The 23234-nt window shown below is 70.6% G+C and carries 20 protein-coding genes; 8 read left to right on the top strand and 12 right to left on the bottom strand.

Going from position 1 to position 23234, the window contains the following annotated elements:
• Positions 1 to 5: 5 nt before the first annotated feature.
• Positions 6 to 1580 carry a M20/M25/M40 family metallo-hydrolase gene (locus tag EPAKOI_RS24115; RefSeq protein ID WP_423193923.1) on the bottom strand — a complete coding sequence of 525 codons (1575 nt, stop codon included), beginning with the start codon at positions 1578 to 1580 and terminating at the stop codon, positions 6 to 8.
• Positions 1581 to 1827: 247 nt separating this feature from the next.
• Between EPAKOI_RS24115 and EPAKOI_RS24120 the strand changes: the two genes are divergently transcribed.
• Positions 1828 to 2184, top strand: a complete 357-nt coding sequence (locus EPAKOI_RS24120; RefSeq protein ID WP_423193924.1) for a DUF883 family protein — start codon at positions 1828 to 1830, stop codon at positions 2182 to 2184.
• 48 nt (positions 2185 to 2232) lie between these two features.
• On the opposite strand, the gene EPAKOI_RS24125 is transcribed toward EPAKOI_RS24120, so the two are convergent.
• Positions 2233 to 3165 (bottom strand): LysR substrate-binding domain-containing protein, encoded by a 933-nt coding sequence (locus tag EPAKOI_RS24125; protein ID WP_423193925.1) that lies wholly within the window; start codon positions 3163 to 3165, stop codon positions 2233 to 2235.
• Between the two features lie 111 nt (positions 3166 to 3276).
• On the opposite strand from EPAKOI_RS24125, the gene EPAKOI_RS24130 reads away from it, so the two are divergent.
• Positions 3277 to 4524, top strand: coding sequence for an MFS transporter (locus EPAKOI_RS24130; RefSeq protein WP_423193926.1), 1248 nt, complete (start codon positions 3277 to 3279; stop codon positions 4522 to 4524).
• Between the two features lie 118 nt (positions 4525 to 4642).
• Here the strand turns inward: EPAKOI_RS24130 and EPAKOI_RS24135 are convergent, their stop codons facing one another.
• The 5 genes from EPAKOI_RS24135 to EPAKOI_RS24155 all read right to left on the bottom strand — a co-directional run bounded on the left by EPAKOI_RS24135 (position 4643) and on the right by EPAKOI_RS24155 (position 12624).
• On the bottom strand, positions 4643 to 7765 hold the full coding sequence (locus EPAKOI_RS24135; protein ID WP_423193927.1) for an efflux RND transporter permease subunit: 3123 nt from the start codon (positions 7763 to 7765) through the stop codon (positions 4643 to 4645).
• A gap of 13 nt (positions 7766 to 7778) precedes the next feature.
• Positions 7779 to 9002 carry an efflux RND transporter periplasmic adaptor subunit gene (locus tag EPAKOI_RS24140; RefSeq protein ID WP_124685575.1) on the bottom strand — a complete coding sequence of 408 codons (1224 nt, stop codon included), beginning with the start codon at positions 9000 to 9002 and terminating at the stop codon, positions 7779 to 7781.
• Complete coding sequence (locus tag EPAKOI_RS24145) at positions 8986 to 10350, bottom strand: TolC family protein (protein WP_409559055.1); 1365 nt, start codon at positions 10348 to 10350, stop codon at positions 8986 to 8988. The genes EPAKOI_RS24140 and EPAKOI_RS24145 overlap by 17 nt, the downstream gene beginning before the upstream one ends.
• A gap of 254 nt (positions 10351 to 10604) precedes the next feature.
• Entirely contained in the window at positions 10605 to 11441 is an 837-nt protein-coding gene (locus EPAKOI_RS24150; protein ID WP_423193928.1) for an HpcH/HpaI aldolase/citrate lyase family protein, read from the bottom strand.
• Positions 11442 to 11451: 10 nt separating this feature from the next.
• Entirely contained in the window at positions 11452 to 12624 is a 1173-nt protein-coding gene (locus EPAKOI_RS24155) for a CaiB/BaiF CoA transferase family protein (protein ID WP_423193929.1), read from the bottom strand.
• A 155-nt stretch (positions 12625 to 12779) separates the two neighbouring features.
• On the opposite strand from EPAKOI_RS24155, the gene EPAKOI_RS24160 reads away from it, so the two are divergent.
• From EPAKOI_RS24160 to EPAKOI_RS24170, 3 genes are all read left to right on the top strand, one after another.
• A complete protein-coding gene (locus EPAKOI_RS24160) occupies positions 12780 to 13709 on the top strand; it encodes a LysR substrate-binding domain-containing protein (protein ID WP_423193930.1) in 930 nt (309 codons plus the stop codon).
• 260 nt (positions 13710 to 13969) lie between these two features.
• Positions 13970 to 14938, top strand: coding sequence for a Bug family tripartite tricarboxylate transporter substrate binding protein (locus EPAKOI_RS24165; RefSeq protein ID WP_124685579.1), 969 nt, complete (start codon positions 13970 to 13972; stop codon positions 14936 to 14938).
• 139 nt (positions 14939 to 15077) lie between these two features.
• Positions 15078 to 15842, top strand: a complete 765-nt coding sequence (locus tag EPAKOI_RS24170; protein WP_313839102.1) for a sulfite exporter TauE/SafE family protein — start codon at positions 15078 to 15080, stop codon at positions 15840 to 15842.
• 33 nt (positions 15843 to 15875) lie between these two features.
• Here the strand turns inward: EPAKOI_RS24170 and EPAKOI_RS24175 are convergent, their stop codons facing one another.
• Both EPAKOI_RS24175 and EPAKOI_RS24180 read right to left on the bottom strand, forming a co-directional pair.
• Positions 15876 to 16499 (bottom strand): DUF938 domain-containing protein, encoded by a 624-nt coding sequence (locus EPAKOI_RS24175; RefSeq protein ID WP_313839100.1) that lies wholly within the window; start codon positions 16497 to 16499, stop codon positions 15876 to 15878.
• Positions 16500 to 16601: 102 nt separating this feature from the next.
• Complete coding sequence (locus EPAKOI_RS24180) at positions 16602 to 18587, bottom strand: PhoX family protein (RefSeq protein ID WP_423193931.1); 1986 nt, start codon at positions 18585 to 18587, stop codon at positions 16602 to 16604.
• A gap of 211 nt (positions 18588 to 18798) precedes the next feature.
• Here EPAKOI_RS24180 and EPAKOI_RS24185 point away from each other — a divergent pair, with 211 nt between their 5' ends.
• Together EPAKOI_RS24185 and EPAKOI_RS24190 are read left to right on the top strand one after the other, a co-directional pair.
• Positions 18799 to 19413, top strand: a complete 615-nt coding sequence (locus EPAKOI_RS24185; protein ID WP_124685583.1) for an IMPACT family protein — start codon at positions 18799 to 18801, stop codon at positions 19411 to 19413.
• Complete coding sequence (locus EPAKOI_RS24190) at positions 19410 to 19703, top strand: 2Fe-2S iron-sulfur cluster-binding protein (protein ID WP_313839097.1); 294 nt, start codon at positions 19410 to 19412, stop codon at positions 19701 to 19703. Before EPAKOI_RS24185 ends, EPAKOI_RS24190 begins: the two co-directional genes overlap by 4 nt.
• Positions 19704 to 19708: 5 nt before the next feature.
• On the opposite strand, the gene EPAKOI_RS24195 is transcribed toward EPAKOI_RS24190, so the two are convergent.
• From EPAKOI_RS24195 to EPAKOI_RS24205, 3 genes are all read right to left on the bottom strand, one after another.
• The gene (locus tag EPAKOI_RS24195; protein WP_423193932.1) at positions 19709 to 20836 is read right to left on the bottom strand and encodes an alpha/beta hydrolase family esterase; all 1128 of its coding nucleotides are present in this window, start codon (positions 20834 to 20836) and stop codon (positions 19709 to 19711) included.
• Positions 20837 to 20954: 118 nt separating this feature from the next.
• Positions 20955 to 21311 carry an antibiotic biosynthesis monooxygenase family protein gene (locus tag EPAKOI_RS24200; RefSeq protein WP_124685586.1) on the bottom strand — a complete coding sequence of 119 codons (357 nt, stop codon included), beginning with the start codon at positions 21309 to 21311 and terminating at the stop codon, positions 20955 to 20957.
• Between the two features lie 13 nt (positions 21312 to 21324).
• Entirely contained in the window at positions 21325 to 22473 is a 1149-nt protein-coding gene (locus EPAKOI_RS24205; RefSeq protein ID WP_423193933.1) for a cytochrome P450, read from the bottom strand.
• A 195-nt stretch (positions 22474 to 22668) separates the two neighbouring features.
• Here EPAKOI_RS24205 and EPAKOI_RS24210 point away from each other — a divergent pair, with 195 nt between their 5' ends.
• On the top strand, positions 22669 to 23232 hold the full coding sequence (locus EPAKOI_RS24210) for a redoxin domain-containing protein (protein WP_124685588.1): 564 nt from the start codon (positions 22669 to 22671) through the stop codon (positions 23230 to 23232).
• The last annotated feature ends 2 nt before the right edge of the window (positions 23233 to 23234 follow it).

The raw sequence follows: 23234 nt of genomic DNA on the forward strand, positions 1-23234 counted from the left end.
CACGCCTAGCGGAACGGCGTCTGCAGGATGCCCATCAGCGTGCGGATGCCGTCGCGGTAGTTGCCCAGCCGCATGTTCTCGTCAAAGCTGTGCTGGTTGTTGTCCGCGTTGACCAGCGGCACGATCACGAACGGCGACTTCAGCGCCTGCACGGCGGCGCCCGTGGGCACCGTGCCACCCATCATGCGGATCTGCACCGGCGCGCGGCCGTAGGTGTCCTGCATCACGCCCTGCAGCCACTTGCTGACCGGCGCGTCCAGGTCGGTCCGCGCGGCAGAGCTGGACGCCGATACCTCGCCGGCCGTCAGCGACGCCAGCTTCGGATAGCGCGCCCGTTCCTCGGCCGTGGGCTCGCCGTTCACCAGGTGGTAGCCCTGCTTCTCGATGTGCTTGCGCAGCAGCGCCACCAGCGTCTCGGGCGGCGTCTCGGGCACCGTGCGCAGGTCGATATCGGCCACTGCCACTTCCGGGATGATCGTGCGCGCCTTCGGGCCGACGTCGCCGGCCGCAATGCCGCGCACGTTCAGGCTCGGGTACTGCATCGCCTCCTGGTAATTGGCGCCCACCTTCTCGGGGCTGGCAATGCCCAGCCGGCGCTTCAGCGCGGCCTCGTCGTCTGGCACGGCGGCCATGATCTGCCGGGCGCGCGCGTCGATCTTCACCGGCGTGTAGTAGCCGGGAATGGTCACGCGGCCGTTGTCGTCCTTCATCGACGCCAGCAGGCTCGCCATGCGCTGCACCGGGTTGGCCGAATAGTTGCCGTAGTGGCCGCTGTGCAGCCCCTGCGACGCGCCGAACACCTTGAGCTGCACGAGCTGGATGCCGCGATTGCCGAACACCAGCGTGGGCTGGTTGCTCTGGTGCATCGGGCCGTCCAGGATCACCATGCCGTCGTTGCGCAGCAGCGCGAGGTTCTGGCCGATGACCTGCCCCAGCGACGGCGAGCCCTTTTCCTCCTCCGAATCGAGCAGCACCTTGATGTCGACGCCGGGCTCCACGCCGGCGGCCTTCAGCGCGTCCATCGCGGCCAGGAACATCACGATGGGCCCCTTGTCGTCCGACGATGACCGCGCAAACAGCCGCCATTCCGGGTCCACCGGGCCCGCGTAGAGCTTGTCCAGCGGCAGCGCCTCCCACTTGCCGTCGGCCGTGCGGGCCTTCAGCGTGGCGTCCCACGGGCTCTTCTGCGCCCACTGCGACGGCGTGACCGACTGGCCGTCCAGGTGCATGTAGAACAGCACGGTCTTGCGGCCAGCAGCCGGGGCGCCCGGCGCCGCGTACTCGGCGTAAACCATCGGCTTGTCGCCATTGGGCAGCGCGCGGGCCTGGAAGCCGCGCCGCGCGAACGCCTTGACCAGCCAGTCCACGTTCTTCTGGATGTCGGCCGGCACGGTGGCGTCGTTGGGAATGGCGAGCAGTTCCACCCACTCCTTGTAGCTGGCCGCCGCAGCGCGGTCGGCCGACTGTTCCAGCTGGCCGCGATCCAGCGTGGCGGCCTGCGCCGTGCCGAGCATGGCCAGCACGAAGGCGGCCATGGTCAACCGACGAATACGGGCGTGGGGAGCCGATGGGGCGTGCATGTCTTCCTCTTCTGTCGTGGTAGGGCAACGCGCATTATGCGCCGCATCCGCAGCATGCAAGAAGCCCCGCCCGCTGCCCAGGTGCCGGCCGCCATGGGCCCTGGCGCGGCGAAATTTACAACGGTGCGCAACTTGGCGACCCGGAATGCGCGCGCCGGGGCCTGCAGCCCGCGCCAGCGCTGGCGCCGCGCGCTGGTACGAAACATGCGCTGGCACGAATCCACCCGCATCCTTCCTGGAGACGCCCATGGACCCGAACGAACCGAACAACATCAATCCGCCGACTTCCCAGCAGAAGCTGCAATCCGATACCCGGCAACTGGCGCAGGACCTGGACGACCTGCTGGCCCAGCTGCCCAACCTGACCGGCGAAGCCATCCAGGCGGCCAAGGAGAAATTCCTGTCCAAGGCCGCGCAAGGCTCTGACAAGCTCGCGTCGATCAAGGCGTCGGTCACCGACAGCATGTCGCGCGGCCAGGAATGCGTGACCGATTACACGCACAAGGAGCCGATGAAGGCACTGGGCATGGCGCTGGGCGTCGGCGTGCTGCTGGGCGCGCTGCTCTGCCGGCCGACCCATCGTTCCAGCCGCTACGACGACTGAACGTCTCCCCGACGCCCGCCCGCCTGACGCCGCGCATCGCGTGGAGGGTCAGGCAGGCGGGCCGTCGCGGCGCGCCAGATCGCCAAGTGCCGTGTGGAGGATATCGGCCAGCCGTTCCACCTCCGGCGGCATCGTCGCGGCGGCGCGCACCATCGCCAGCGACATCGAGGGCAGCGCCGGCAGGCCCGACGCCTCGGGCGACAACGCGCGCACCCCGGCCGGCAGCCCGTAGCGCGAGCGCACGGTCAGCCCCAGCCCGGCGGCGGCCGCGGCCCACAATCCCCCCAGGTTCGGACTCGAAAACGTGACCCGCCAAGGCCGACCTGCACGGTCCAGCGCCGCGGTGGCCGCCGCGTGGAACTGGCATGGCCGGTCGAAGGCCACCAGCGGCAGCGGATCGCCATCGGCCGGCTCCCAGCGCTCCGTCGCGGAACCGACCCAGCACATCGGCACGGCGTCCAGCCGCTCCACGTGCCGCGGGCCCAGCACATAACCGTCGATCTCCGCCGCCATGGCCGGCTGCATGTCGGCCCACACCAGCGCCAGGTCGCAGCCGCCGGCATCGATCCGCGCAAGCAGGTCGGCATTGCGCGACACCACCGCCTCGATGCGTATCTTGGGATGCGCCCGCGCAAACCGGCCCAGCACCTCGGGCAGCAGCCCCTCGCCAAATTCCTCCTGCAGGCCGAGCCGGATGCCGCCCGACAGGTCCACGCCCCGCACGGCCGTCACGGCTTCGTCGTTCAGGTCGACCAGCCGGCGCGCGTAGCCGAGCATCGCCTCGCCGGCCGCCGTCAGCGCCAGGCCCCGGCCAGACTTGCGGAACAGCGGCGTGCCGGCCTGCTCTTCGAGCTTGCGGATCTGGGCGCTGATGGCGGAGGTGGAGCGGCCCACGCGATCCGCCGCGCGGGCAAAACTGCCCAGTTCCATGCCGGCCAGCAGGCTGCGCAGCGCGGCCACATCGAGATTGGTTCGGGACATGGCAACCATCCTGTTTTATCGAACGATTAGCGGAATATTTTCCGATTTTCAGGATGGATTCTCGGTGACAGACTGGACCGCGTCAAACCACTTCCGGATCACGTGTCACCCATGTCCCCGCACACCTTGTGTCTGTCCGATGGCGGCCGATCGCTGGCGCCATCCCATCGCTGGAAGGTCCTGGGCGTCGGCGTGGCGGCCAACGCCAGCGTGCTGGCCGCCGTCAGCGGCCTGCCCACCACGGCCGTCTGGATGCGCAGCGGCTACCAGCTCGACACCGCCGAAGTCGGCCTGGCCGTGGGCGCCATCGGGCTCGGCACCGCCCTGTCCGAACTGCCGTGGGGCCTAGCCGCCGACCGCTGGGGCGACCGCCCCGTGCTGCTGGCCGGCCTGACGGCCACCTGCGCGGCGTTGCTGGGCATGGCGCTGTGGCTGGCGCCGGCCGCCGGGCATCTGCCGTCGCTGGCGTGGCTGGTCGTCGCCATGACGGTGGTGGGGCTGGTCGGCGGTAGCGTCAATGGCGCCAGCGGCCGCGCCGTGATGCGCTGGTTCCGCGAGGGTGAGCGCGGCCTGGCGATGAGCATCCGCCAGACCGCCGTGCCGCTCGGCGGCGGCATCGGGGCGCTGACGTTGCCGTGGCTGGCATCGACCTACGGCTTTGCCTGGGCCTATGGCTGGGTGGCATTGCTGTGCGGCATCGCGGCCGGGCTGACATGGCACTGGCTGCACGAGCCGCCCGACAGCCACGCCGGCGCCGCCGCCCCACCCACGCACGAGAATCCGCTACGGCGCGCCGCGGTCTGGCGTCTCGTGCTCGGCATCGGCCTGCTCTGCGTGCCGCAGTTCGCGGTGCTGACGTTCGCGTCGATCTTCCTGCACGACTACGCCCACGCCGGGCTCGGCACCATCACCGCCACGCTGGTCGCGATCCAGGCCGGCGCGATGGCCGCCCGCATCTGGAGCGGCCGCTGGACCGACCGCCACGGCAACCGCCGCGCCTACCTGCGCGGCTGCACGCTGCTATCGGCCGCGGCCTTCCTGCTGCTGGCCGCCGGCGTGTACGCCAGCGCAGCCAGTCCCGCGCTGATGGCCGCGCTGCCGGTGCTGCTGGCACTGGCCGGCATCGCCGTCTCGGCCTGGCACGGCGTGGGCTACACCGAACTGGCCGCCATGGCCGGTCCCGACCGCGCCGGCACCGCGCTCGGCATGGCCAACACCGCAGTCTTCCTCGGCTTCTTCCTGACCCCGCTCGCGCTGCCGCATTGGCTGGCGCTGACGTCATGGCCGGTGGTGTGGGCCACCACGGGCGGGCTGGCGCTGCTGGTCTGGCCGTTGTTTCGGGCGGGTGGGCGTCGGTGAGGATTTGCTGCGGGTGATGGCCTGACCGCCGGCCAGGCGCCGGCGGCGTACTCCCCGTCGCGCCAGCCAACAAAAAAAGCCGGAGCACCCGCCCCGGCTTTTTCCATCCCACCCCGGCTCAATGCGCCAGCGAGTCGGTCAGGCGGTTGTCGTTGTCCGGCTCGCCTTCCTCGTCGGGCCAGCTTCGGCCAACCATCCACTCGTAGAGCGTCGGCAGCACGATCAGCGTCAGCAGCGTGGCCGTGATCAGGCCGCCGATGATGACGATGGCCAGCGGGCGCTGGGTTTCCGAGCCGATGGCACGCGAGATGGCCATCGGGAACAGGCCCAGCATGGCCAGCATGGCGGTCATCAGCACCGTGCGCAGGCGGTCCATCGATCCGGTCAGCACGGCCTGGCGCACCGACATGCCTTCCTGCCGCAGCTGGTTGAAGTACGTCACCATCACCACGCCGTTCAGCACGGCCTGCCCGAACAGCGCGATGAAGCCGATGGCGGCCGACACCGACAGCGGGATACCGGTCAGGAACAGCGCGAACACGCCGCCGATCAGCGCGAACGGGATGTTGGAGATGATCAGCGCCGCGCTCTTGAACGACTGGAACGCATTGAACAGCAGCAGGAAGATCAGCAGCACCGACAGCGGCACCACGATCGACAGCCGTGCCATGGCGCGCTCCTGGTTCTCGAATTCGCCAGACCAGCTGATCTTGACGTCTTCGGCATTGACGTTCTTCTTGACCAGCGCCTGCATGTCCTTCACCACGCTGCCCATGTCGCGGTCGTGGATGAAGATGCCGATCGACGTGGTGCGCTGGCCGTTCTCGCGGCTGATGTTCATCGCCCCGGACGCCGCGCGGAACGTCACGAGCTGCGACAGCGGCACCTGCGCGCCGTCGGCGGTCTGCATGAAGATGTTCGGCAGGTTCGGCAGCTCGCGCTCGCCGGGCCGCAGCCGCACCACCACGCTGAAGTGGCGCTCGCCTTCCCACAGCTCGGTGGCCGCCTTGCCGGCCAGCGCGCTTTCCATCAGGTCCTGCACGTCGGCCACGTTGATCCCGTAGCGGGCCGCCTGGGCGCGGTCGAATTCCAGCACGTACTGCGGCAGTTCGCCGTCGCGGTCGATGAACGCGCGCATCACGCCCTTGACCGACTGCACGTTGGCCAGGATCTGGTCGGCCACCTGCTTGTTGTGCTCCAGGCTGTCGCTCTGCACCTTGATCACGATCTGGCCCTTGATCTGCGAGATGCTTTCCAGGATGTTGTCGCGCACCGGCTGCGAGAAGTTTGGCTCGATGCCCGGCAACTGGCGCAGGTTGTGGTTGATCTCCTCGATGATCCGGCGCTTGTCGTAGCCGGCGCGCCACTTCTGGTCGCCCTTCAGGTCCACCAGGATTTCCACGGTGTTGATGAGCTTCGGGTCGGTGCCATCGTCGGGGCGACCCACCTTCGAGATCGTCGTGTTGACCTCCGGCGTCTTGCGGATCACGCCGCGCAGCATGCGGGCCTGGTCGCGCGCCTCGTCCAGCGACACCGACGCCGGCAGGTCGAAGCTGACCCACATCGAGCCCTCGTCCAGCTCGGGCAGGAATTCGCTGCCCAGGAACTTGCCCACGCCGAACGTCACCACCAGCAGCCCCAGCGCCACGCCCACCACCGTCTTCTTGTTGTCCAGCGCCCAGGCCAGCATCGGCTCGTAGAGCCGCTTGCAGAAGCGGACGACGAAGTTGTCGTCGTGGGCGATGTTCTTCGTGAGCAGCAGGTGGCACAGCAGCGGCACGACGGTCAGCGACAGGATCAGCGATCCGATCAGCGCGCCGGTCACCGTGTACGCCATCGGCGCGAAGATCTTGCCCTCGTGGCGCTGCAGCGTGAAGATCGGGATGTGCGCGGCGATGATGATGACCATCGAGAACACGGTGGGCCGGCCCACCTCGGTGGTGGCCTGCAGGATCGCGTACAGCCGCGCCTTGCTGTCCTGGATCTGCTGCTCCTTGAGCTCGCCCAGCCGCTTGAAGATGTTCTCGACGACGATCACCGCGCCGTCGACGATGATCCCGAAGTCCATCGCGCCCAGCGACAGCAGGTTGGCCGGGATGCCCACCCAGGTCAGCCCGATGAACGTGGACAGCAGCGACAGCGGGATCACCAGCGCCACGATGGCCGCCGCGCGCACGTTCGCCAGGAACAGGTACAGCACGGCCAGCACCAGCAGCGCGCCTTCCACCAGGTTGCCGAACACCGTGTGCAGCGTCTTGTCGATCAGCGTCGAGCGGTCGTAGTACGGCACGATCTTCACGCCCTTGGGCAGGATCTGCGTGTCCAGCAGATCGATCTTCTGCTTCAGCGCCTCCAGCACCACCGACGGGTTCTCGCCCTTGCGCATGACCACGATGCCCGACACGATGTCGTCCTCGTCGTCCTGCCCCATCAGCCCCTGCGGCGGCGCCGAGCCCACCTTCACCTCGGCAATGTCCTTCACCAGGATCGGCGTGCCGTTGTTCTCGGCCACCACCACGTTGGCGATGTCGGCCGACGAGCGGAAGCTGCCCAGCGAGCGCAGCAGGTACTGCTGCCGCCCGTGCGCCACCGCGCCGCCGCCGGCGTTGGAATTGCCGCGCTGCAGCGCCGTGAACAGTTGCGACAGCGAGATGCGGGCGTCGCGCATGCGGCCCAGGTTCGGGTTCACTTCGTACTGCTTGATCGACCCGCCGATCGTCACCAGGTCGGCCACGCCCGGCACCTGGCGCAGGTTCTTTTCCACCACCCAGTCCTGCAGCGTGCGCAACTGCTGGGGCGTGTAGCCCTTGCCGGTCAGCCGGAAGCGGAAGATCTCGCCGATGGCCGTCGACAGCGGCGCCAGCTCGGGCTGCACGCCGTCGGGCAGGTCCACGCTGCGCAGGCGCTCGATGATCTGCTGGCGCGCGGTCACGTCGGTGGCCTTGTCGTTGAAGGTCACCATCATGAACGACAGGCCGAACTGGGTGTGCGAGAACACCCGCACGGAATTCGGCGTGCCGGCCAGCGCGGTCTCGATCGGGATCGTCACCTGGCGCTCCACCTCCTCGGCGGCGCGGCCCGGGTACAACGTGATCACGTTGACCTGGATGTCCGACACGTCCGGAAAGGCCTCGATCGGCAGGTTCTTGAACGCGGCCAGGCCGCCCGCGATGAAGATGATCAGGCCGAGCCAGACAAACAGCTTCTGGTGCAGCGCGAAATGAACAATGCGCGAAATCATCGGTCCGCCGTCCTCATTGCTTGGCGGACGCCCGCGCGGCGTTCACCGCGGTGGCATCGCGCAGGATGTCCTGCAGGTAGAGGTTGCCGTCCGTGATGACCACGTCGCCGGCCTTGAGGCCCTGGACCACCTCGGTCGTGCCGGGCAGCGTCACGCCGAGCTTCACCTCCCGGCGCTCGAACACGAACGGCGTGGCCGACGTGCGCACGAACACGTAGTTCCTGTTGTCGGCCAGGAACACGGCCTTGGACGGCACCGAGATACCCTGGAACGACGCCGCCTGCAGCTTCGCGGTCACGTACATCTCCGCCTTCAGGCGGCGGTCGGCGTTGGGCACCGCCAGCCGCACCTTGACGCTGCGCGACGTGGGGTCGACATAGTCCGCGATCTTGACCACGGTGCCCAGGAACGTCTCGCCCGGATAGGCCGCGCTGGTGAGCTGCACGGACACGCCGGCCTTGAACAGGCCCAGGTCCGCCTCGGCCGCGTCAAGCTGGGCCCAGAGCGTGGACGGATCGGTAATCAGGAACAGCGGCGCGTTGGGCTGCTGGTCGGGCCGGAGCTCCATGCCGGTATTGATATTGCGCTCGACCACCACGCCGTCGATGGGGCTGCGCAGGGCGAAGCGCTGGTTCACCGCGTCGCCGCCGCCCGCGCCGTACATGCGCAGCGCGGCCTGCGTGCGGGCCAGGTCGGCCGCGGCACGGGCGTTGTCGGCCTGGGCCTGCTCGAAGTCTTTCTGCGCGATCACGCCGGCCTGGTACAGCTCGCGCTGGCGCGCCAGCGACTTGGCCGCCACGGCGCTGTCGGCGGCGGACTTGCGCGCGTCGGCCTGCGCCACGCCAAAGTCCGGCGACGTCAGCATGGCCAGCGGCTGCCCGGCCTTCACGGTGGCGCCGGGCTGCACCAGGATCTCCATCACGCGCCCGGCGAATGGCGTGGCCACGCGCACGGTGCGGTCCTCGTTCCAGACCAGCCGGCCCGGCATGCTCAGCATGCGGTCGCCGCCGCTCTGCACGGGCTGGCCCACCACCCCCGGCAGCGCCTTGACGCTGGCCGGGTAGGCGATGGTCTGCCCGGTGATCTTCGGATCGTCGTCGTTGTCCGGCACTTCCTTCTTGCCGCAGCCGGCCAGCACCAGCGCGCACAGCGACAGGACGGCGGCCATCCGCACGGCACCGGGACGGCCCGAGCGGGCGCCACGGGAGAAAAACGGGAAATCAAGGACGCGACGCATCGGTACGAACCTGGGGAAGCTTGTTGATATCGGATTGGGTGGTCTGCAGCGCGGTCAGGTAGGCCGACAGCGCCTTGGCATAGTTGCCCTGCGCCTCCACGGCCTCCACCCGCGTCTGGCGCAGCGCGCGGCGCGCGTCCAGCAGGTCCAGCACGCCGCTGGCGCCCTTCGAATAGGCGAACTCGGCGCTGTTGGCCACGCTCTCGGCGGCCGGCAGCACCGATTCCCGCATCTGCTGCAGGCTGGCCCGCGCGGCATCCAGTTGCGCGCGCAGCCGGCCGATGTCGTTCTGGGCTTCGAGCAGGATGCGGTTGCGGTCGTCCAGCGCGGCGTAGTAGTCCACCTCGGCGCGGCGCGCCTCGCCGCCGTAGCTGTGGCGCACGAACAGCGGGATCGACACGAACGCGCCGTAGCTGTTGCCGCTGCCGGTGGTGTTGGTCTCGGAGATCGGATAGTGCTCGTACTGCACGCCGACGGTCACGTCGGGCACGCGACCGGCGCGGGCCAGGTCGCGCTGCGACGCCGCCGCCGCCAGCCGGGCCTCGGCCGCGGTCACGTCGGGCCGGCGCTGCAGCACGTCGGGGTCGAAGGCCGGCACGGGGGCGTCGGGCGCCGGCCAGTCAGCCACCAGCCGGTTGTCGGCCAGCGTGCTCGGCACGCCCATGGCGGCGGCCAGTGCGGCCTTGTCACTGGTGTGGTCGGCAATTGCGTTGCGCAGGTCGCTCTGGGCGCGCAGGGTTTCCAGCTGGAGCTTGGTCACGTCGGCGCGCGACACGTCGCCCGCCTTGAGCCGCACCTCATTGGCCTGCTGCGTGCGGCCGTACAGGCCCACCATCTCGGTGAGCACTTCCACGCGGGTCTGGCTGACCACGGCCTCGTACCACGCCTGGTCCACCGCGCCAAGCTGCTGGGCCACCACGGCCTGCGTCTGCTCGCCGGCCGCGGCGCTGGCCTTGCGGGCGGCCTCGGTGCGCAGGTTGCCCTTGTTGGCGGTCTCGATGACCTGGTCCACGCGGACCGTCGAATCCACGGTCTTGCTGCGCAGGTTGCCGGCGCCCACGCCCAGGTGCGGGTTGATGTTGGCCACGCCCAGGCTCAGCACCGGGTTGGGCCGCTGGGAGGCAATCTGGATATCGGCCTGGCTGGCTTCCTCGCTGCGGCGCGCCGCGATGATGTCGCGATTGCAGCGCAGCGCGTCGAGCCGGGCCTGCGCCAAGGTCAGGGCCGCCCGGGCCGGCGGCGCCACGCAGGGGCCGTCGGGCGGCATGGGCGCGCTGGCCGCGCGGCCAACGCTGGCGGCCAGGGCAAGCAACGCTGCCACGGCCACGCGGGGTACGGGAAAATGCACGATCAGTCTGGCTCGATTCGACTTGCGGTCTGCAGTAAACGACCGTGCCAGCGGATTGGTGCACCGGGTAAGCGACTTTTATGGTTGTTTCATTTCCCGGGCGGCTTCCGTTGCCGCGATGCAATGGGCGTGGCACGACTCCACGCGCATTGGAACGCAACCTGATTACAAACGGCTTTCATCCTGCTGCGTTTGTTCGACATTTGCCGCGAACCCGCCGGTCAGGGAAAACACCGATTGGCGCCGCAGGGCCGCTATCGCCCCAACGCCGCGACAATGCGCTGCGCCCGTTCCAGCACCGGGCGGTCCACCATCTTGCCGTCCACGGCGATGGCCGCGCCCTGCGCCGCGGCGGCCTGCTCCACCACCCGACGCGCCCATGCCGCCTCCTGCCCGGTCGGCGCCAGCGCGCGATGCACGCCTTCCACCTGGTTGGGATGGATCAGCAGCTTGGCGCCAAAGCCGAAGCGCCGGCCGCGCTGCGTGTCGGCGGCCAGTGCGTCGGCGTCGCCGATGGCGGTGCAGACGCCGTCCACCGGCGCGGGCAGCCCGGCCGCGCGCGAATGGAGCACGATCTGGCTGCGGAATGCATGCAGCGGCAGGTCGTCGTCGGCCACGTCGAGGTCGAACATCAGGTCGATGCTGCCGAACAGCAGCCGCGTGACGCCCGGTGCCTGCGCCACGTCGCGCAGGCTGGCAAACCCGGCGGCGGTCTCCAGCAGCGCATGGCACGGCGTGTCGGGCAGCCCGGCCCGCAAGGCCGCCAGCGCGCCGGGGTCGGCCTTGGGCAGCACGATCTCGCGCACCGACTGCGCGCGGCAAAACGCCAGATCGTCGGCAAAGTAGACGGTATCGGCGCCATTCACGCGCAGCAGCAGCGCCACGCCGGCCGCGTCGGCCTGGTCCTGCAGCGTGCGCCATGGGTCGCGCAGGCCGTCCCGCGCCACCTGCTTGGCGTCGGGCGCGACGGCGTCTTCCAGGTCGACGATCACGGCATCGGCGCCGGCCGCGATGGCCTTGCCGATGCGCTCCGGGCGCGACCCCGGCACGAACAGGTAGCTGCGCGGCAGGCGGGCGGTGGATGTGGTCATGCCGGCTCCCTCAGACCACGCCATCGGCATGCAGGCTGGCGATCTGCGCGGGCGTGCAGCCGGCCTCGGCCAGAATGGCGTCGGTGTGCTGGCCCACGGCCGGCACGGGGTCCATCCGTGCATCGGTCATGCCCGGCGGCAGCAGCGCCGGCACCGGGCCGGCGGCGGTATCCACCTGGCGCCAGCGCTGGCGCGCGGCCAGTTGCGGGTGGTGCCAGACGTCGGCCATGGTATTGACGTTGGCGTTGGCGATATTGGCCGCTTCCAGCCGCGCCACCACCTCGGCGGCGGTCAGGCGTGCGAAGGTCTCGACGATCCGCGCGCGCAACTGGGCGCGGTTGGCGCTGCGCAGGCTGTTGGTGGCAAACGCCGCCTGCGTGGCCAGATCCGGCTCCTGCAGCACCACCTTGCAGAACACAGCCCACTCGCGCTCGTTCTGCAGGCCCAGCATCACGGTCTTGCCGTCGCCGGTGGGGAACGGCCCGTACGGGTAGATCGTGGCGTGGGCGGCACCGGCGCGCGGCGGCGGCTCGGCGCCTTCGAACGCGTAGTACATCGGGAAACTCATCCACTCGACCATCGATTCCAGCATCGACACGTCGATGCGCTTGCCGCGCCCGGTCTGGCCCCGCTCGATCAGCGCGGCCAGCACGTTGCTGTAGGCGTACATGCCGGCGGCGATGTCGGCCACCGACGCCCCGGCCTTGACGCCTTCGTCCGGCGTGCCGGTCACCGACACAAAGCCCGATTCGCTCTGCACCAGCAGGTCGTACGCCTTCTTGTCCCGGTAGGGGCCGTCGCCGCCGTAGCCCGAGATATCGCAGACGATCAGGCGCGGATAGCGGGCCGACAGCGTGTCGTAGTCCAGCCCCAGCCGTGCCGACGCGCCCGGCGCCAGGTTCTGCACCAGCACGTCGGTCTTCTCCAGCAGCGCCGCCAGCACCGGGGCCGCGCCGGGCGCCTTGACGTCCAGCGTCAGGCTTTCCTTCGAGCGGTTGGTCCAGACGAAGTGCGACGACAGCCCGCGCACCCGGCTGTCATACGCGCGTGCGAAATCGCCCGGGCCCGGCCGTTCGATCTTGATCACGCGCGCGCCCAGGTCTGCAAGCTGGCGCGTGCAGAACGGCGCGGCAATGGCCTGTTCGAGGGAGAGGACGGTGATGCCTTCAAGCGGTCTGGACATGGCAGTGTCTGGGGCGGATGGTGCGCATGGCACGATGGCGCCCAATCTACCCGCCCGCGCCGCCGCTGTGAAATAGCAATTGCGGAAGGCACCATAAGTAGAATCAATACCCTGGCGTTTTGCAATCTGATAGATCGACCAAGGGGAGAACCGGGATGGACATCCGCGCCATGCGCTATTTCGTGGCCATCGTCGACCACGGCAGCCTGACCCGCGCCGCCGAGGTGGTCTGCGTGGCACAGCCGGCGCTGTCCCAGCAGCTTGCCGCGCTGGAGGACGAATTCGGCGTGCCACTGGTGCACCGGGGCGCCAAGGGCGTGCGGCCTACCGAGGCCGGGCGCACGCTTTACCGCCATGTGCGCAACATCCTGCGACAGATCGAGATTGCCGGCGCCGACGTGCGCGTGGCCGGCAGCGAGGTGTCCGGCACCGTGGCGGTCGGGCTGCCCACCACGGCGGCGGCGGCCTTCGGCATGGCGCTGGTGCGCACGGTGCGCCAGCGCTACCCGCAGGTGCGGCTGCAGCTCTTCGAGAGCATGAGCGGCTATATCTCCGAACTGCTGAACCAGAACCGGCTGGACTTTGCCATCCTGTTCCGCGACACGCCGTCGCGCGCCGTGGAGCCCGAGCCGCTGGCCACCGAACCGCTTTACCTGATCGGCACGCCACCCGGCCCCGCGCCGCGCAGCCGGGGCGACACGGTGCCGCTCAAGGCGCTGGACGGCCTGCCGCTGGTACTGCCCAGCGGATCGCAGGGCCTGCGCGAGGTGGTGGAGCGCAGCTTTGCCAAGGCCGGCATCGCGCTGAACGTGGTGGCGGACCTGGATTCGCTGCCGATCCTGCTGGCCGCCGCGCGCGAGGGGCTGGCCTGCACGGTGCTGCCCGCGTCGTCGCTGGACGAATCCGACGCCGCCATGCCGCGCCGCCGCATCACGCCCGAACTGCGCCGCACGCTGTCGCTGTGCTGGCCCCGCGCGCTACCCCGGTCCCACGCCGCCGAAGCCGTGGCCGACATCCTGCGCGAGATCGTGGCGGAGAAAATTGCCTCGGGCGGGTCGCTGGCGGCGGTCTCCCGCTCTACGTGACTCCCCTCTGCCTATGGGAGGGGTTGGGGGTGGGGGCTGGCGGTGCAGGCGCCGACCTGTCTGGCTGCCACCGCTGGCCCTCACCCCCGGCCCCTCTCCCGCGGGCGGGAGAGGGGAGCAACCCATCGGCATGTGATATCCAACGCAGCGCCCCGCCGTGGAGACCGCCCGATAAGAAAACCTTATGGCGCCAGTCGCCGATTGAATTTCTCCTGCGGCGGGCGCTCGGCTAGAGTGGGCGGCACATAACAGGAGACAGCATGATCCGCACCCTTCGCGCCGTGGCCTGCCTGGCGCTGGCGGCCACCGCCATCGGCCACGCCCACGCCGACACGTACCCGTCGAAGCCGATCCAGATGATCGTGCCGCAGGCCCCGGGCGGCACCAACGACATCGTGGCGCGGCTCGTGGCCGCGGACCTCTCGCAGCGGCTGGGCCAGCAGGTGGTGGTGGAAAACCGCCCCGGCGCCGGCGGCAACATCGGCACCCAGGCCGCGGCCCGCGCCACGCCTGACGGTTACACGCTGCTGATGACCATCAGCAGCACGCAGGCCATCAACCCGTCGCTCTACCGCAGCGTGCCGTTCGACCCGGTCAAGGATTTCGAGCCGATTGCCACCGTGGCCACCGTGCCCAACGTGCTGGTCGTCAACCCGGCGTTTCCGGCCCGGACTATGGCGGAGCTGATCGCGCTGGCCAAGGCCAAGCCCGATTTCTATCGCTACGCATCGGCCGGCAACGGCACGCTGAACCACCTGCTCGGCGAGATGCTGAACACCACGGCCGGCATCAAGCTCGAACACGTGCCCTACAAGGGCGTGGCGCCCGCGCTGAACGACGTGCTTGGCAACCAGGTGCCGATGGCATTCGCCAGCCTGCCGTCGGTGCTGTCGCACATCAAGGCCGGCAAGGTCCGCGCGCTGGGCGTCAGTTCGGCCAAGCGGTCGCCGTTCGCGCCGGACATCCCGGCCATCGGCGAGACGGTGCCCGGCTACAGCGGCGACCTGTGGGTGGCGCTGTTCGCGGTGCGCGGCACGCCCAGGGACGTCACGCAGAAGCTGTCCACCACGCTGCAGGCCGCGCTGGCCGACAAGCCGCTGCGCGACAAGCTGGCCGCGCAGGGCGCCGAGGTGCTGCCCGGCACGCCGCAGCAACTGGCCACGCTGCTGCGCGCCGACATGGACAAGTGGGCGAAGATCGTCAGGCAGTCGGGCGCGCAGGTGGACTGAGCGCTGCACGGCCCCTCGACCCGGGCCGCCGATCCGGTCGCCGGACGACCGACTGTCGGTCCGGCATTTCGCGCCATGTCTGCGCCATGTCCGCGTATCATCTGCCGCTCGCCTGAACCGAACGCCCCCTTCGATCGCCATGCCTGACCATTCGCTGCTGTCCGCCCTGCTGATTTTCGGACTTGGAGGGCTGCTCGGCGGCGTGGGCGGGTTATTCGGCATCGGCGGCGGGCTGATCGCCATCCCTGCGCTGGGCCTGCTCTACGGCATGGACCAGCAGCTCGCGCAGGGCACCTCGCTGGTCATGATCGCGCCAAACGTGGTGATCGGCTTCTGGCAGTACCGCAAGCGCGCCGACATCGACCTGCGCACGGCCATCGTGCTGGGCCTGTCGGCCGTGCTGGCCACGTGGGCGTCCGCCCGGCTGGCCACGTCGATCGACGCCGCGCTGCTGCGGCGCATCTTCGCGCTCTTCATGATCGGGCTGGCCGTCTATTTCCTCTGGCGCCTGATGCCCGGCCGCGCCGCGCCCCAGCAGCAGGCGCGCGTGTCGTCGTCATGGATACCGGCCGTCGGCGTGGTCGGCGGCGCATTCTCCGGATTCTTCAGCGTGGGCGGCGGCGTGGTGGCCGCCCCGGCACTGGTCGGCCTGTTCGGCATGCGCCAGGCCGCGGCGCAGGGGCTGGCGCTGGCGCTGGTCACGCCCGGCGCCGTGGTCGCGCTGGCCACCTATGCGCATGCCGGCCATGTCGACTGGTACAGCGGCATTCCGCTGTCGCTCGGCGGCATGCTGACGATCTCGTGGGGCGTGGCGCTGGCGCACCGCATGCCCGAGCGGCGGCTGCGCGCCGCGTTCGCAGTGTGCCTGATCGCCACCGCGCTGGTGATGCTGGTCAAGGGCTGAGGCGGCCGCGGGCCTATCCGTGTTTATCCCTGCTTATCCCGCCTTGCGGAACACCAGGCTGAAGTTGTTGGCCGGCATCGGTACCGGCGCATCGCACACCAGCCCCTGGGCCGCGCCCAGCGCCATCACGTCCGCCATGTCGCGCACGCCCCAGGCGGCATCGGCCGCCCTGAGCTGCCGGTCGAATGCCTCGTTGCTGGGCGCCGTGTGCGCGCCATCGCGCCGGTAGGGCCCGTACAGGTAGAGAATGCCGCCCGCGCCCAGCCGCGTGCCGGCGCCCGCGAACAGCGCCTCGGCGGCGGCCCACGGGGCGATATGGATCATGTTGATGCAGACGATGGCGTCGACGCGGTCGATGCCCCACGGCTCCTGCCGCACGTCCAGCGCCAGCGGCGGCAGCACGTTGGCAGCCTGCGCGTGGGCCGTCCAGGCGGCAATCGACTCGCGGTGGGTGGCATCGGGATCGCTGGGCTGCCAGGTCAGGCCCGGCAACGCGGTGGCAAAGTGCACCGCGTGCTGGCCCGTGCCGCTGGCAATCTCCAGCACCGTGCCGCGCGGCGGCAGCACGTCGCGCAGCACGGCCAGGATCGGTTCGCGATTGCGCTCGGTGGCCGGCGCCATGCGGCGCGCGGTGGGGTCTGCGGCGGGCTGGGTCATGGGGTCTCCAGTGGGTGCACCGGGCGGACGCCGGCGCCGAACGCACAGGGTAGCAAACCCGCCACGCCCGCGCGGTCAGAAACCGCGCGGAGGACAACCCGGTCAGCCGCGCCGGTTCAGCCGGATCGCGGCCGGCGTGGCGGTCAGGTAGCCCACGGCCGCCCCGAAGCCGCCGTGGTAGTTGGCTTGCACCAGCGGCTCCAGCCGGGCCTTGACCTTGTCGTGCAGGCCCTTTTCCCAGTCGCCGGCGTGCTGGAAGTTACTCATGATGTAGGTCCAGCCGTGGATCTCGTCCACCGCGTGCAGCCCCGTGGATTCGGCGCCGGCCGGGCACGACATCAGGCGCGATAGCTGCTTCGTGTCGACGTTGTAGGCCCACAGGTAGTTGTTCACGTGCGTGTTGCTGTCTTCGCCGATGAACAGAGTGCGTAGCGATTCCGAGAACTTCAGGTTGTCCGGCGTGGCCACCTTGTCCGGGTTGGCATAGTTGCCGAGCGCGTCCTGCGCCTTCTTCGGCCCGCCGCCCAGGTCCTCGGACACCAGCGCCGGCACCGGCGCCATGTCCACAGGCACCCATTCGCTGTCGATGCGGTTGCCGGCCTGGTCCGACTGCCCGCCGCGCAGGTTCAGCTCGTACACGGCGCCCGAGTACGGCCCTTCCACGCGGATGTCGCCGGCATTGGCGGCGTGGCCGGCCAGCATGCTCGTCTCGATGCGCGAGATGGCCGAGTACGCCTTGCGGTCGGCGATGTTGACCGTCGTGCCTTCCATCTTGGTAAAGCCCAGGCTGCCGCCGGCCAGCGCCGCGTAGCGGTGCGTTTCCAGGAAGGCCGCGGCCTTTTCCTGGCCCGGCTTGACCTTCACCCAGTTCGGCTTGCCGTCGAACATGATGCGGGTATAGCCAGCGTCCTCGGGGTCCTTGAACTGCACGTCCATGATGTCGGCGATGCGGATGCCGCCATCGACAAGCCGGCGGATCTCGTCGCTGCTGGCGCTGCCCAGCGGGATCCACGTCAGCGTGGCCGCGCCCGGGCCCGTGCCCGACGTCTGGTGCCACTTGGCCACGTAGAGCCGGCCGGCCGACAGGTCGCGCGGACGGTCGGCGATGAACAGGAACAGCCCGCCGTTGGTGGCGTCGTCGCCCATCAGTACGGTGCGCTCGTCGGGCATCACCTGCACCAGTTCGTGCGAGATGCGGCCCAGGCAGTAGTGCTTGCGGATGGACCCGGTGCCGTCCGGGTGGACCGTCACCTCGGGCAGGTGGCCGTAGTGGTACGGATTGGCGCGCGCCGGATCGCCGTACAGGTGCTGGCTGAAGCCGCGCAGCTTCTTGTCCGTGGCGGCCTTGGCCGCGTCGGGCTCGTATTCCTCGCTCGACAGGTGGGTGTTCCACGGCGACAGGCTGGCGCCGCAGGTGATCCACAGCCCGTTGACGCCCGACGTATCGACGTTGTGATAGCGCACCAGGCGCAGGCTGCCGGTCCGGGGGTCCTGGTCCAGCGTCAGCACGGCAATCGGCGACGGCAGCATGCCGTGCATCTCGGCGTTGGCCTGGTTGCGCGACGTGTACTCGAACTGCACCACCGCAAAGACCGCGTTGCCGCGCACGCCGGGCACGCGGGCGTTGCCCAGCGTCAGCAGCGAGCTGCCGTCGGGCGCATCGGAATAGAACTGGCGCGACTTGCCGGGCACAGAATCGTCGACGATCGGCCGGTTCTGGATGTCGTAGTAGCCGCCCGCCAGCACCTTGCCGCCGCGCCCGTCGGGCACCATGTCGCCGGTGACGAAGAACGGCTGGTAGGCCAGCGTGTACGACTGCGAGGTGCCGTCGCGGTACGACACGGTCAGCGACGACCCCACCGTTGTGTTCGCCATGGCCGCCGGATTGTCCAGCGACGGCGCCGCCATGCCCGTGAACGTGGCCGATGCGAACACGGCCGGCTTGCGGCGCGCCGGGGCGGCCAGCGCGGCCTCCATCGCCGTCATGCCGCCCGCCAGGGTCGCGGCGGCGGCGCCGAGCGGCAGCATCGGGGCGCCGCCCAGGATCTTCAGGGCGCGGCGACGGGCGGTAACGGTCTGGTCGGTCATGGCGGTCAGTGGCGCTCGGTGGCGCTCGGTGGCGACAAGGGGGAATCGGGGAAGAAGGCGGGCGCGCTGCACCGGGATCGGACGGATGCGGGCCCGTCCGGATGGTAAGGCGTTTTCGTGACCGCCATTTGACCGTCAGCAAGCTGTCACACGAATGGCCCCGGCGCGCGCTGCGCTACACTCGCCTCCTGCATCCCGTCCCGACCCTGTCTTGCCCACCTTCACGCTTGCCCACCCCGTCCACGCCGACATCGAGATACGCAAGAGCCGCTTTATCGCGCTGGCGGTGCCCGTGCCCGACCGCGACGCGGCCATGGCCGTGATTGCCGGCCTGCGCGCGGAGCATCCGGCGGCCACGCACGTCTGCTGGGCGCTGCTGGCCGGCGGCCAGTCGGGCATGTCTGACGACGGCGAGCCGTCCGGCACGGCGGGCCGGCCGATCCTGGAAGTGCTGCGCCACCACGACCTCGACGGCGTGCTGGCGGCCGTGGTGCGCTACTACGGCGGGGTCAAGCTGGGCGCCGGCGGGCTGGTACGGGCCTACACCGACGCCATTGCCGGGGCCCTCAAGGACGCGGCGCGGATCGAGCGCATCGCCTACGCCACGCTGACGGTGCAGGTCGACTACGCCGACGAGCCGCGCGTGCGGCGCTGGATCGAGCAGATGGCCGATGCTGGCTGCACGCTGGCCGATACCGCGTACGGCGCGCTGGCGACGCTGGTGATCCGCCTGCCCGCCGCGATGCGGGATACGGCCGAGGCCGCGCTGCGCGACGCCACGCACGGCCGCGCCGCGTATCCGGCCCAGCAGGACGACGCGCCATGACCGACGACGATCGCACCTTCACGGCCCGCGTGCTGCCGGGCGGGGCCGGCTTTGCCGCGCCGGCGTCGCTGAGCCTGCTGGAGGCCGCGCTGCTGGAGGGCCTGCCGCTGCCGAGTTCGTGCCGCAACGGCACGTGCCGCGCCTGCATGAGCCGGCTGCACGCCGGCAGCGTGCGCTACCGGATCGACTGGCCCGGCCTGAGCCTGGACGAGAAGGAAGACGGCTTCATCCTGCCCTGCGTGGCCTGCCCGACCAGCGACGTCGTGTTCGAACCGGTCGGCGCGGGCTGAGCGGGTCACGCGGGCAGCCGCCCGTTCACCGAGAAAAACCGCAGCGCGATCTTGAGCGCGTCGGGTCCGCCCGGGTCGGAGAACGCCTGGCCCGGTGCGCCGCCGCTCCACGCGTGGCGCAGCCCTTCCACCTTCACCACGCGCAGGTACGGCCGGGGGCCGGCCTGCCAGTCGAATACGTCGACAGCCCGGCGCGTGCCCCGGCGCACGCGGCGCGCCGGCAGCGCCGTGGGCGGTGACGATCCCGGCGGCAGCAGTTCGAGCCACATCGCCGCCGTGGACGTGGCGTTGTCATAGGACACCACGCCGTCCTCGTCGCCGTGCAGCAGCAGCAACGGCGGCGCGCGGCGGCCCGCCAGCGCCAGCCGGGCGGCCACGGCGTCCGGGCCGCGCTCGCCGCGCATGGCCTTGTGGGCCTGGGTGGCATTGATGGCGCTGAACGGCGCGGCGCCCGAGTGCGAGCCGATGGCGGCAAAGCGGTCGGGGTAGCGCAGGCCCAGCATCATCGCCATGGCCCCGCCGGCCGACAGGCCGAACGCGCAGACGCGATGCGCCACGATGGCGTAGCGCTGGCAGACATGGTCGATCAGGGACATCAGCAGCGCGCTTTCCGATGCGCCGCGCGCGGCGGGCCGGAACCAGTTCCAGCAGCGCTGGGCGTTGGCCTGCACCGACTGCTCGGGCATCAGCACCACCCAGCGCGCGTCGCGCGCCACGGTGGCCACGCGGGCGCAGGCGGCAAAGCTGGCCGAATCCTGCCCGCAGCCATGCAGCAGCACCAGCAGCGGGGCCGGCCGCGCCGCGCTCACGCCGGGCGGCACGAACACGCGGTACTTGCGCGGGCCGATGCGGCCCAGGCCGACGCTGAAACCCCACAGGCCCTCTTCCCACGTGCCGCCGCTGCGGCTGACCGGGGCGCGCGCCGGCGTGACCACGCCGGTCATGGCCTGGCGCGTGACCTTGCCGACGGCCTCGCCCACGGCCTTGCTGACGGCGTGGCTCTGCTTGCGGGCCGCGCGCATCATCGGATCGGTCACGGTCTGGGTGACCGTGCGGCTGAACTGGCGTGCGCTGCGCGCCGCCTGCTTGCTCAACGTTGTCCACAGCTTCGTGCCGCCCGTGCGCCGTCTCATGCCGCCTCGCCCCTCGTGTCCCGGTGCCGCGTGGTAGACCCCCGATGATGCACGAGTGTAACGGCCGAATATGTCAGCTTGTCAGGAAGGCCGGGGTCGGCGCCCGGCCCGCCGTGCGCTACCGGGTGGCGGCGTCGTGCGCGGCGCGGCTGTCGGCGGGCGCCTCGTCGCGCTCGTGCAGGCCGTAGTCGCGCAGCACCTGGGCCACGCGCAGCCGGTAGTTGGCAAACACGCCGCCGCGCCCGGCCGCCTGCGCGCGGCGGTGATCGAGCGTATTGCGCCACGCCAGCACCGCCGCCTCGTCGCGGAAGAACGACAGCGACAGCAGCTTGCCCGGCGTGGTCAGGCTCTGGAAGCGCTCCACCGAGATGAAGCCGTCGATGCCTTCCAGCGTCGGCTTCAGGTGGGCGGCGATGTCCAGATAGGTGTCCTGGCGGCCCGGCGCGGGCTCGACTTCGAAGATCACGGCGATCATGGGGGCTCCTGTGTCAGGGTTGGGATGTGAACTGCGGAATGCGCGCGTTGACCGATGGCCGATAGCGTACGCCAGCGGCCAGCCGCGCGGGCTGCACGCCGCGCGCCAGCAGCGCCTGGACCGTGCAGGCGGCCAGCACCCGCGCCAGTGCGTCGCCGGGGCAGCCGTGGCGGCCGGCGCCGAAGGTCCACGGCCGGCCGCCCGACGGCGCCGACGGATCGTGCGCGGCGGCGGCCAGCAGCACCAGCACCGCGTCGCCGGCCCGCAGCGGCTGGCCGCAGACGACGGCATCGGCGGCCAGAAAGCGCCGCGTGTTCTGCACCGGCGGGTCGAGGTCGGCCACGCGCGCCACGGTCGCGTCGATGGCGTCGAAGTCCTCCACCGGGCGCCCGGCCGCGTCGCGGCCCAGGTGGACCAGCGTATTGCCGATCAGCCCGGCCGTTGCCTCGCAGGCCTGGATCATCAGGCCGACGGCGTTGGCCACGCGCGCCGCCGGCTCGACGTGCGCGGCATCGCGCCACAGCGTCGGCAGCAGGCCGTCGGGCGGCGCGGGGTCGGCTTGGTCGGCTTGGTCCGCCACACAGCGGGTCAGCCATTGCGCGGCGGCGGCGCCGGCAGCCACATCGGCAGGCGATGCCAGCGGCGACATGGCGGCGGCGAACGTCGTGACAAAGCCGGCAATCCGCGTCAGGACATGGCCATCGGCGTCGCGCGCCAGCGGCAGGCCCAGCAGGTCGGCCACGGTCAGCACCGGCAGCGTGAACATCCACTGCATGGCCTCGTGGGCGTCGTCGGTGCCCAGCCGTGGCAGCGCGGCGGCCAGCGCATGCGCGCGCACGCGCACCAGCCCGAGGTCCAGCCCGGCCAGCCCGCGCAGGATGGCCGGCTTCAGCGCCGCGTGCGCCGGCCCGTCGTTCATCCGCACCAGCCGGCCGAACAGGTCGCCCGCCGGCCCGCCAGCCAGCGCCGGCGGCACGGGCTGGCCGGGCGGACGCACGCGGGCATCGGGGTGCGCCAGCACGGCCGCCACGGTCTCGGCGCCAGCGGCCACCCAGAGCTTCAGGCCCTGGTCGAAGTGGAACGGCCGCGTGCGGGCCAGCGCGCGGTAGTAGGGATACGGGTCCGGATGCGTGACGGCGGCGACGGGATCGGCGGGCTGCATGGGCGTGGAACGTGGCTGACGGGATGGTCATGATCGCCGCGGACGGCAGCGCGATGCTTCGGCGCGTCGTGAAATGTCGAATACGTCGCCTGCGCCATGGGCGCTGTACGAATCGGTAACTATCGTGGACGAACGGCCGTCCGGGGCACCAGGGGCCGCCGCATACTTTCCGCCATGCCAACGGAGTTTCCCGCCATGACCGATTCCCTGCTCCAGCCCGCGCCCGCCTGGGCCATCCAGCAATGGTTCAACACCGACCAGCCCCTGTCGCTCGAAGCACTGCGCGGCAAGGTGGTGGTCCTCGAAGCCTTCCAGATGCTCTGCCCCGGCTGCGTGTCGCACGGGCTGCCGCAGGCGCTGCGCGTCCACCAGACGTTCGCGGCGTCCGAGGTGGCCGTGATCGGCCTGCACACGGTGTTCGAGCACCACGACGCGATGACGCCGACGGCGCTGGCCGCGTTCCTGCACGAGTACCGCATTCCGTTTCCGGTGGGCGTGGACCAGCCCGATGGCCACGGCGGCATTCCGCACACGATGCGCGCCTACGCCATGCGCGGCACGCCGACGCTGGTGCTGATCGACGCGGCCGGCAACCTGCGGCACCAGCATTTCGGGTCGGTGGCCGACCTGACGCTCGGCGCGCAGATCGCCGCGCTGGTGCTGGAAGCCCGCGAGGCCGCATCGGTGGCCGCCACGGCCGGGCCCGCGCAGGCCGCGCAAGGGTGCGCATCAGGCGCGTGCCCGGTCGACACGAAATAGCC

Origin of the sequence: Cupriavidus sp. H18C2 (assembly GCF_049393795.1) — a bacterium.
Classification (GTDB): domain Bacteria; phylum Pseudomonadota; class Gammaproteobacteria; order Burkholderiales; family Burkholderiaceae; genus Cupriavidus; species Cupriavidus pauculus_C.

What these genes read in the sequence shown, in the direction of transcription:
- EPAKOI_RS24170 (WP_313839102.1), top strand. Translation starts at nt 15,078, where the DNA reads ATGCCTGACCATTCGCTGCTGTCCGCCCTGCTGATTTTCGGACTTGGA.
- EPAKOI_RS24135 (WP_423193927.1), bottom strand. Translation starts at nt 7,765, where the DNA reads ATGATTTCGCGCATTGTTCATTTCGCGCTGCACCAGAAGCTGTTTGTC.
- EPAKOI_RS24140 (WP_124685575.1), bottom strand. Translation starts at nt 9,002, where the DNA reads ATGCGTCGCGTCCTTGATTTCCCGTTTTTCTCCCGTGGCGCCCGCTCG.
- EPAKOI_RS24210 (WP_124685588.1), top strand. Translation starts at nt 22,669, where the DNA reads ATGACCGATTCCCTGCTCCAGCCCGCGCCCGCCTGGGCCATCCAGCAA.
- EPAKOI_RS24155 (WP_423193929.1), bottom strand. Translation starts at nt 12,624, where the DNA reads ATGTCCAGACCGCTTGAAGGCATCACCGTCCTCTCCCTCGAACAGGCC.
- EPAKOI_RS24130 (WP_423193926.1), top strand. Translation starts at nt 3,277, where the DNA reads ATGTCCCCGCACACCTTGTGTCTGTCCGATGGCGGCCGATCGCTGGCG.
- EPAKOI_RS24180 (WP_423193931.1), bottom strand. Translation starts at nt 18,587, where the DNA reads ATGACCGACCAGACCGTTACCGCCCGTCGCCGCGCCCTGAAGATCCTG.
- EPAKOI_RS24125 (WP_423193925.1), bottom strand. Translation starts at nt 3,165, where the DNA reads ATGTCCCGAACCAATCTCGATGTGGCCGCGCTGCGCAGCCTGCTGGCC.
- EPAKOI_RS24115 (WP_423193923.1), bottom strand. Translation starts at nt 1,580, where the DNA reads ATGCACGCCCCATCGGCTCCCCACGCCCGTATTCGTCGGTTGACCATG.
- EPAKOI_RS24120 (WP_423193924.1), top strand. Translation starts at nt 1,828, where the DNA reads ATGGACCCGAACGAACCGAACAACATCAATCCGCCGACTTCCCAGCAG.
- EPAKOI_RS24205 (WP_423193933.1), bottom strand. Translation starts at nt 22,473, where the DNA reads ATGCAGCCCGCCGATCCCGTCGCCGCCGTCACGCATCCGGACCCGTAT.
- EPAKOI_RS24165 (WP_124685579.1), top strand. Translation starts at nt 13,970, where the DNA reads ATGATCCGCACCCTTCGCGCCGTGGCCTGCCTGGCGCTGGCGGCCACC.
- EPAKOI_RS24160 (WP_423193930.1), top strand. Translation starts at nt 12,780, where the DNA reads ATGGACATCCGCGCCATGCGCTATTTCGTGGCCATCGTCGACCACGGC.
- EPAKOI_RS24190 (WP_313839097.1), top strand. Translation starts at nt 19,410, where the DNA reads ATGACCGACGACGATCGCACCTTCACGGCCCGCGTGCTGCCGGGCGGG.
- EPAKOI_RS24195 (WP_423193932.1), bottom strand. Translation starts at nt 20,836, where the DNA reads ATGAGACGGCGCACGGGCGGCACGAAGCTGTGGACAACGTTGAGCAAG.
- EPAKOI_RS24150 (WP_423193928.1), bottom strand. Translation starts at nt 11,441, where the DNA reads ATGACCACATCCACCGCCCGCCTGCCGCGCAGCTACCTGTTCGTGCCG.
- EPAKOI_RS24175 (WP_313839100.1), bottom strand. Translation starts at nt 16,499, where the DNA reads ATGACCCAGCCCGCCGCAGACCCCACCGCGCGCCGCATGGCGCCGGCC.
- EPAKOI_RS24200 (WP_124685586.1), bottom strand. Translation starts at nt 21,311, where the DNA reads ATGATCGCCGTGATCTTCGAAGTCGAGCCCGCGCCGGGCCGCCAGGAC.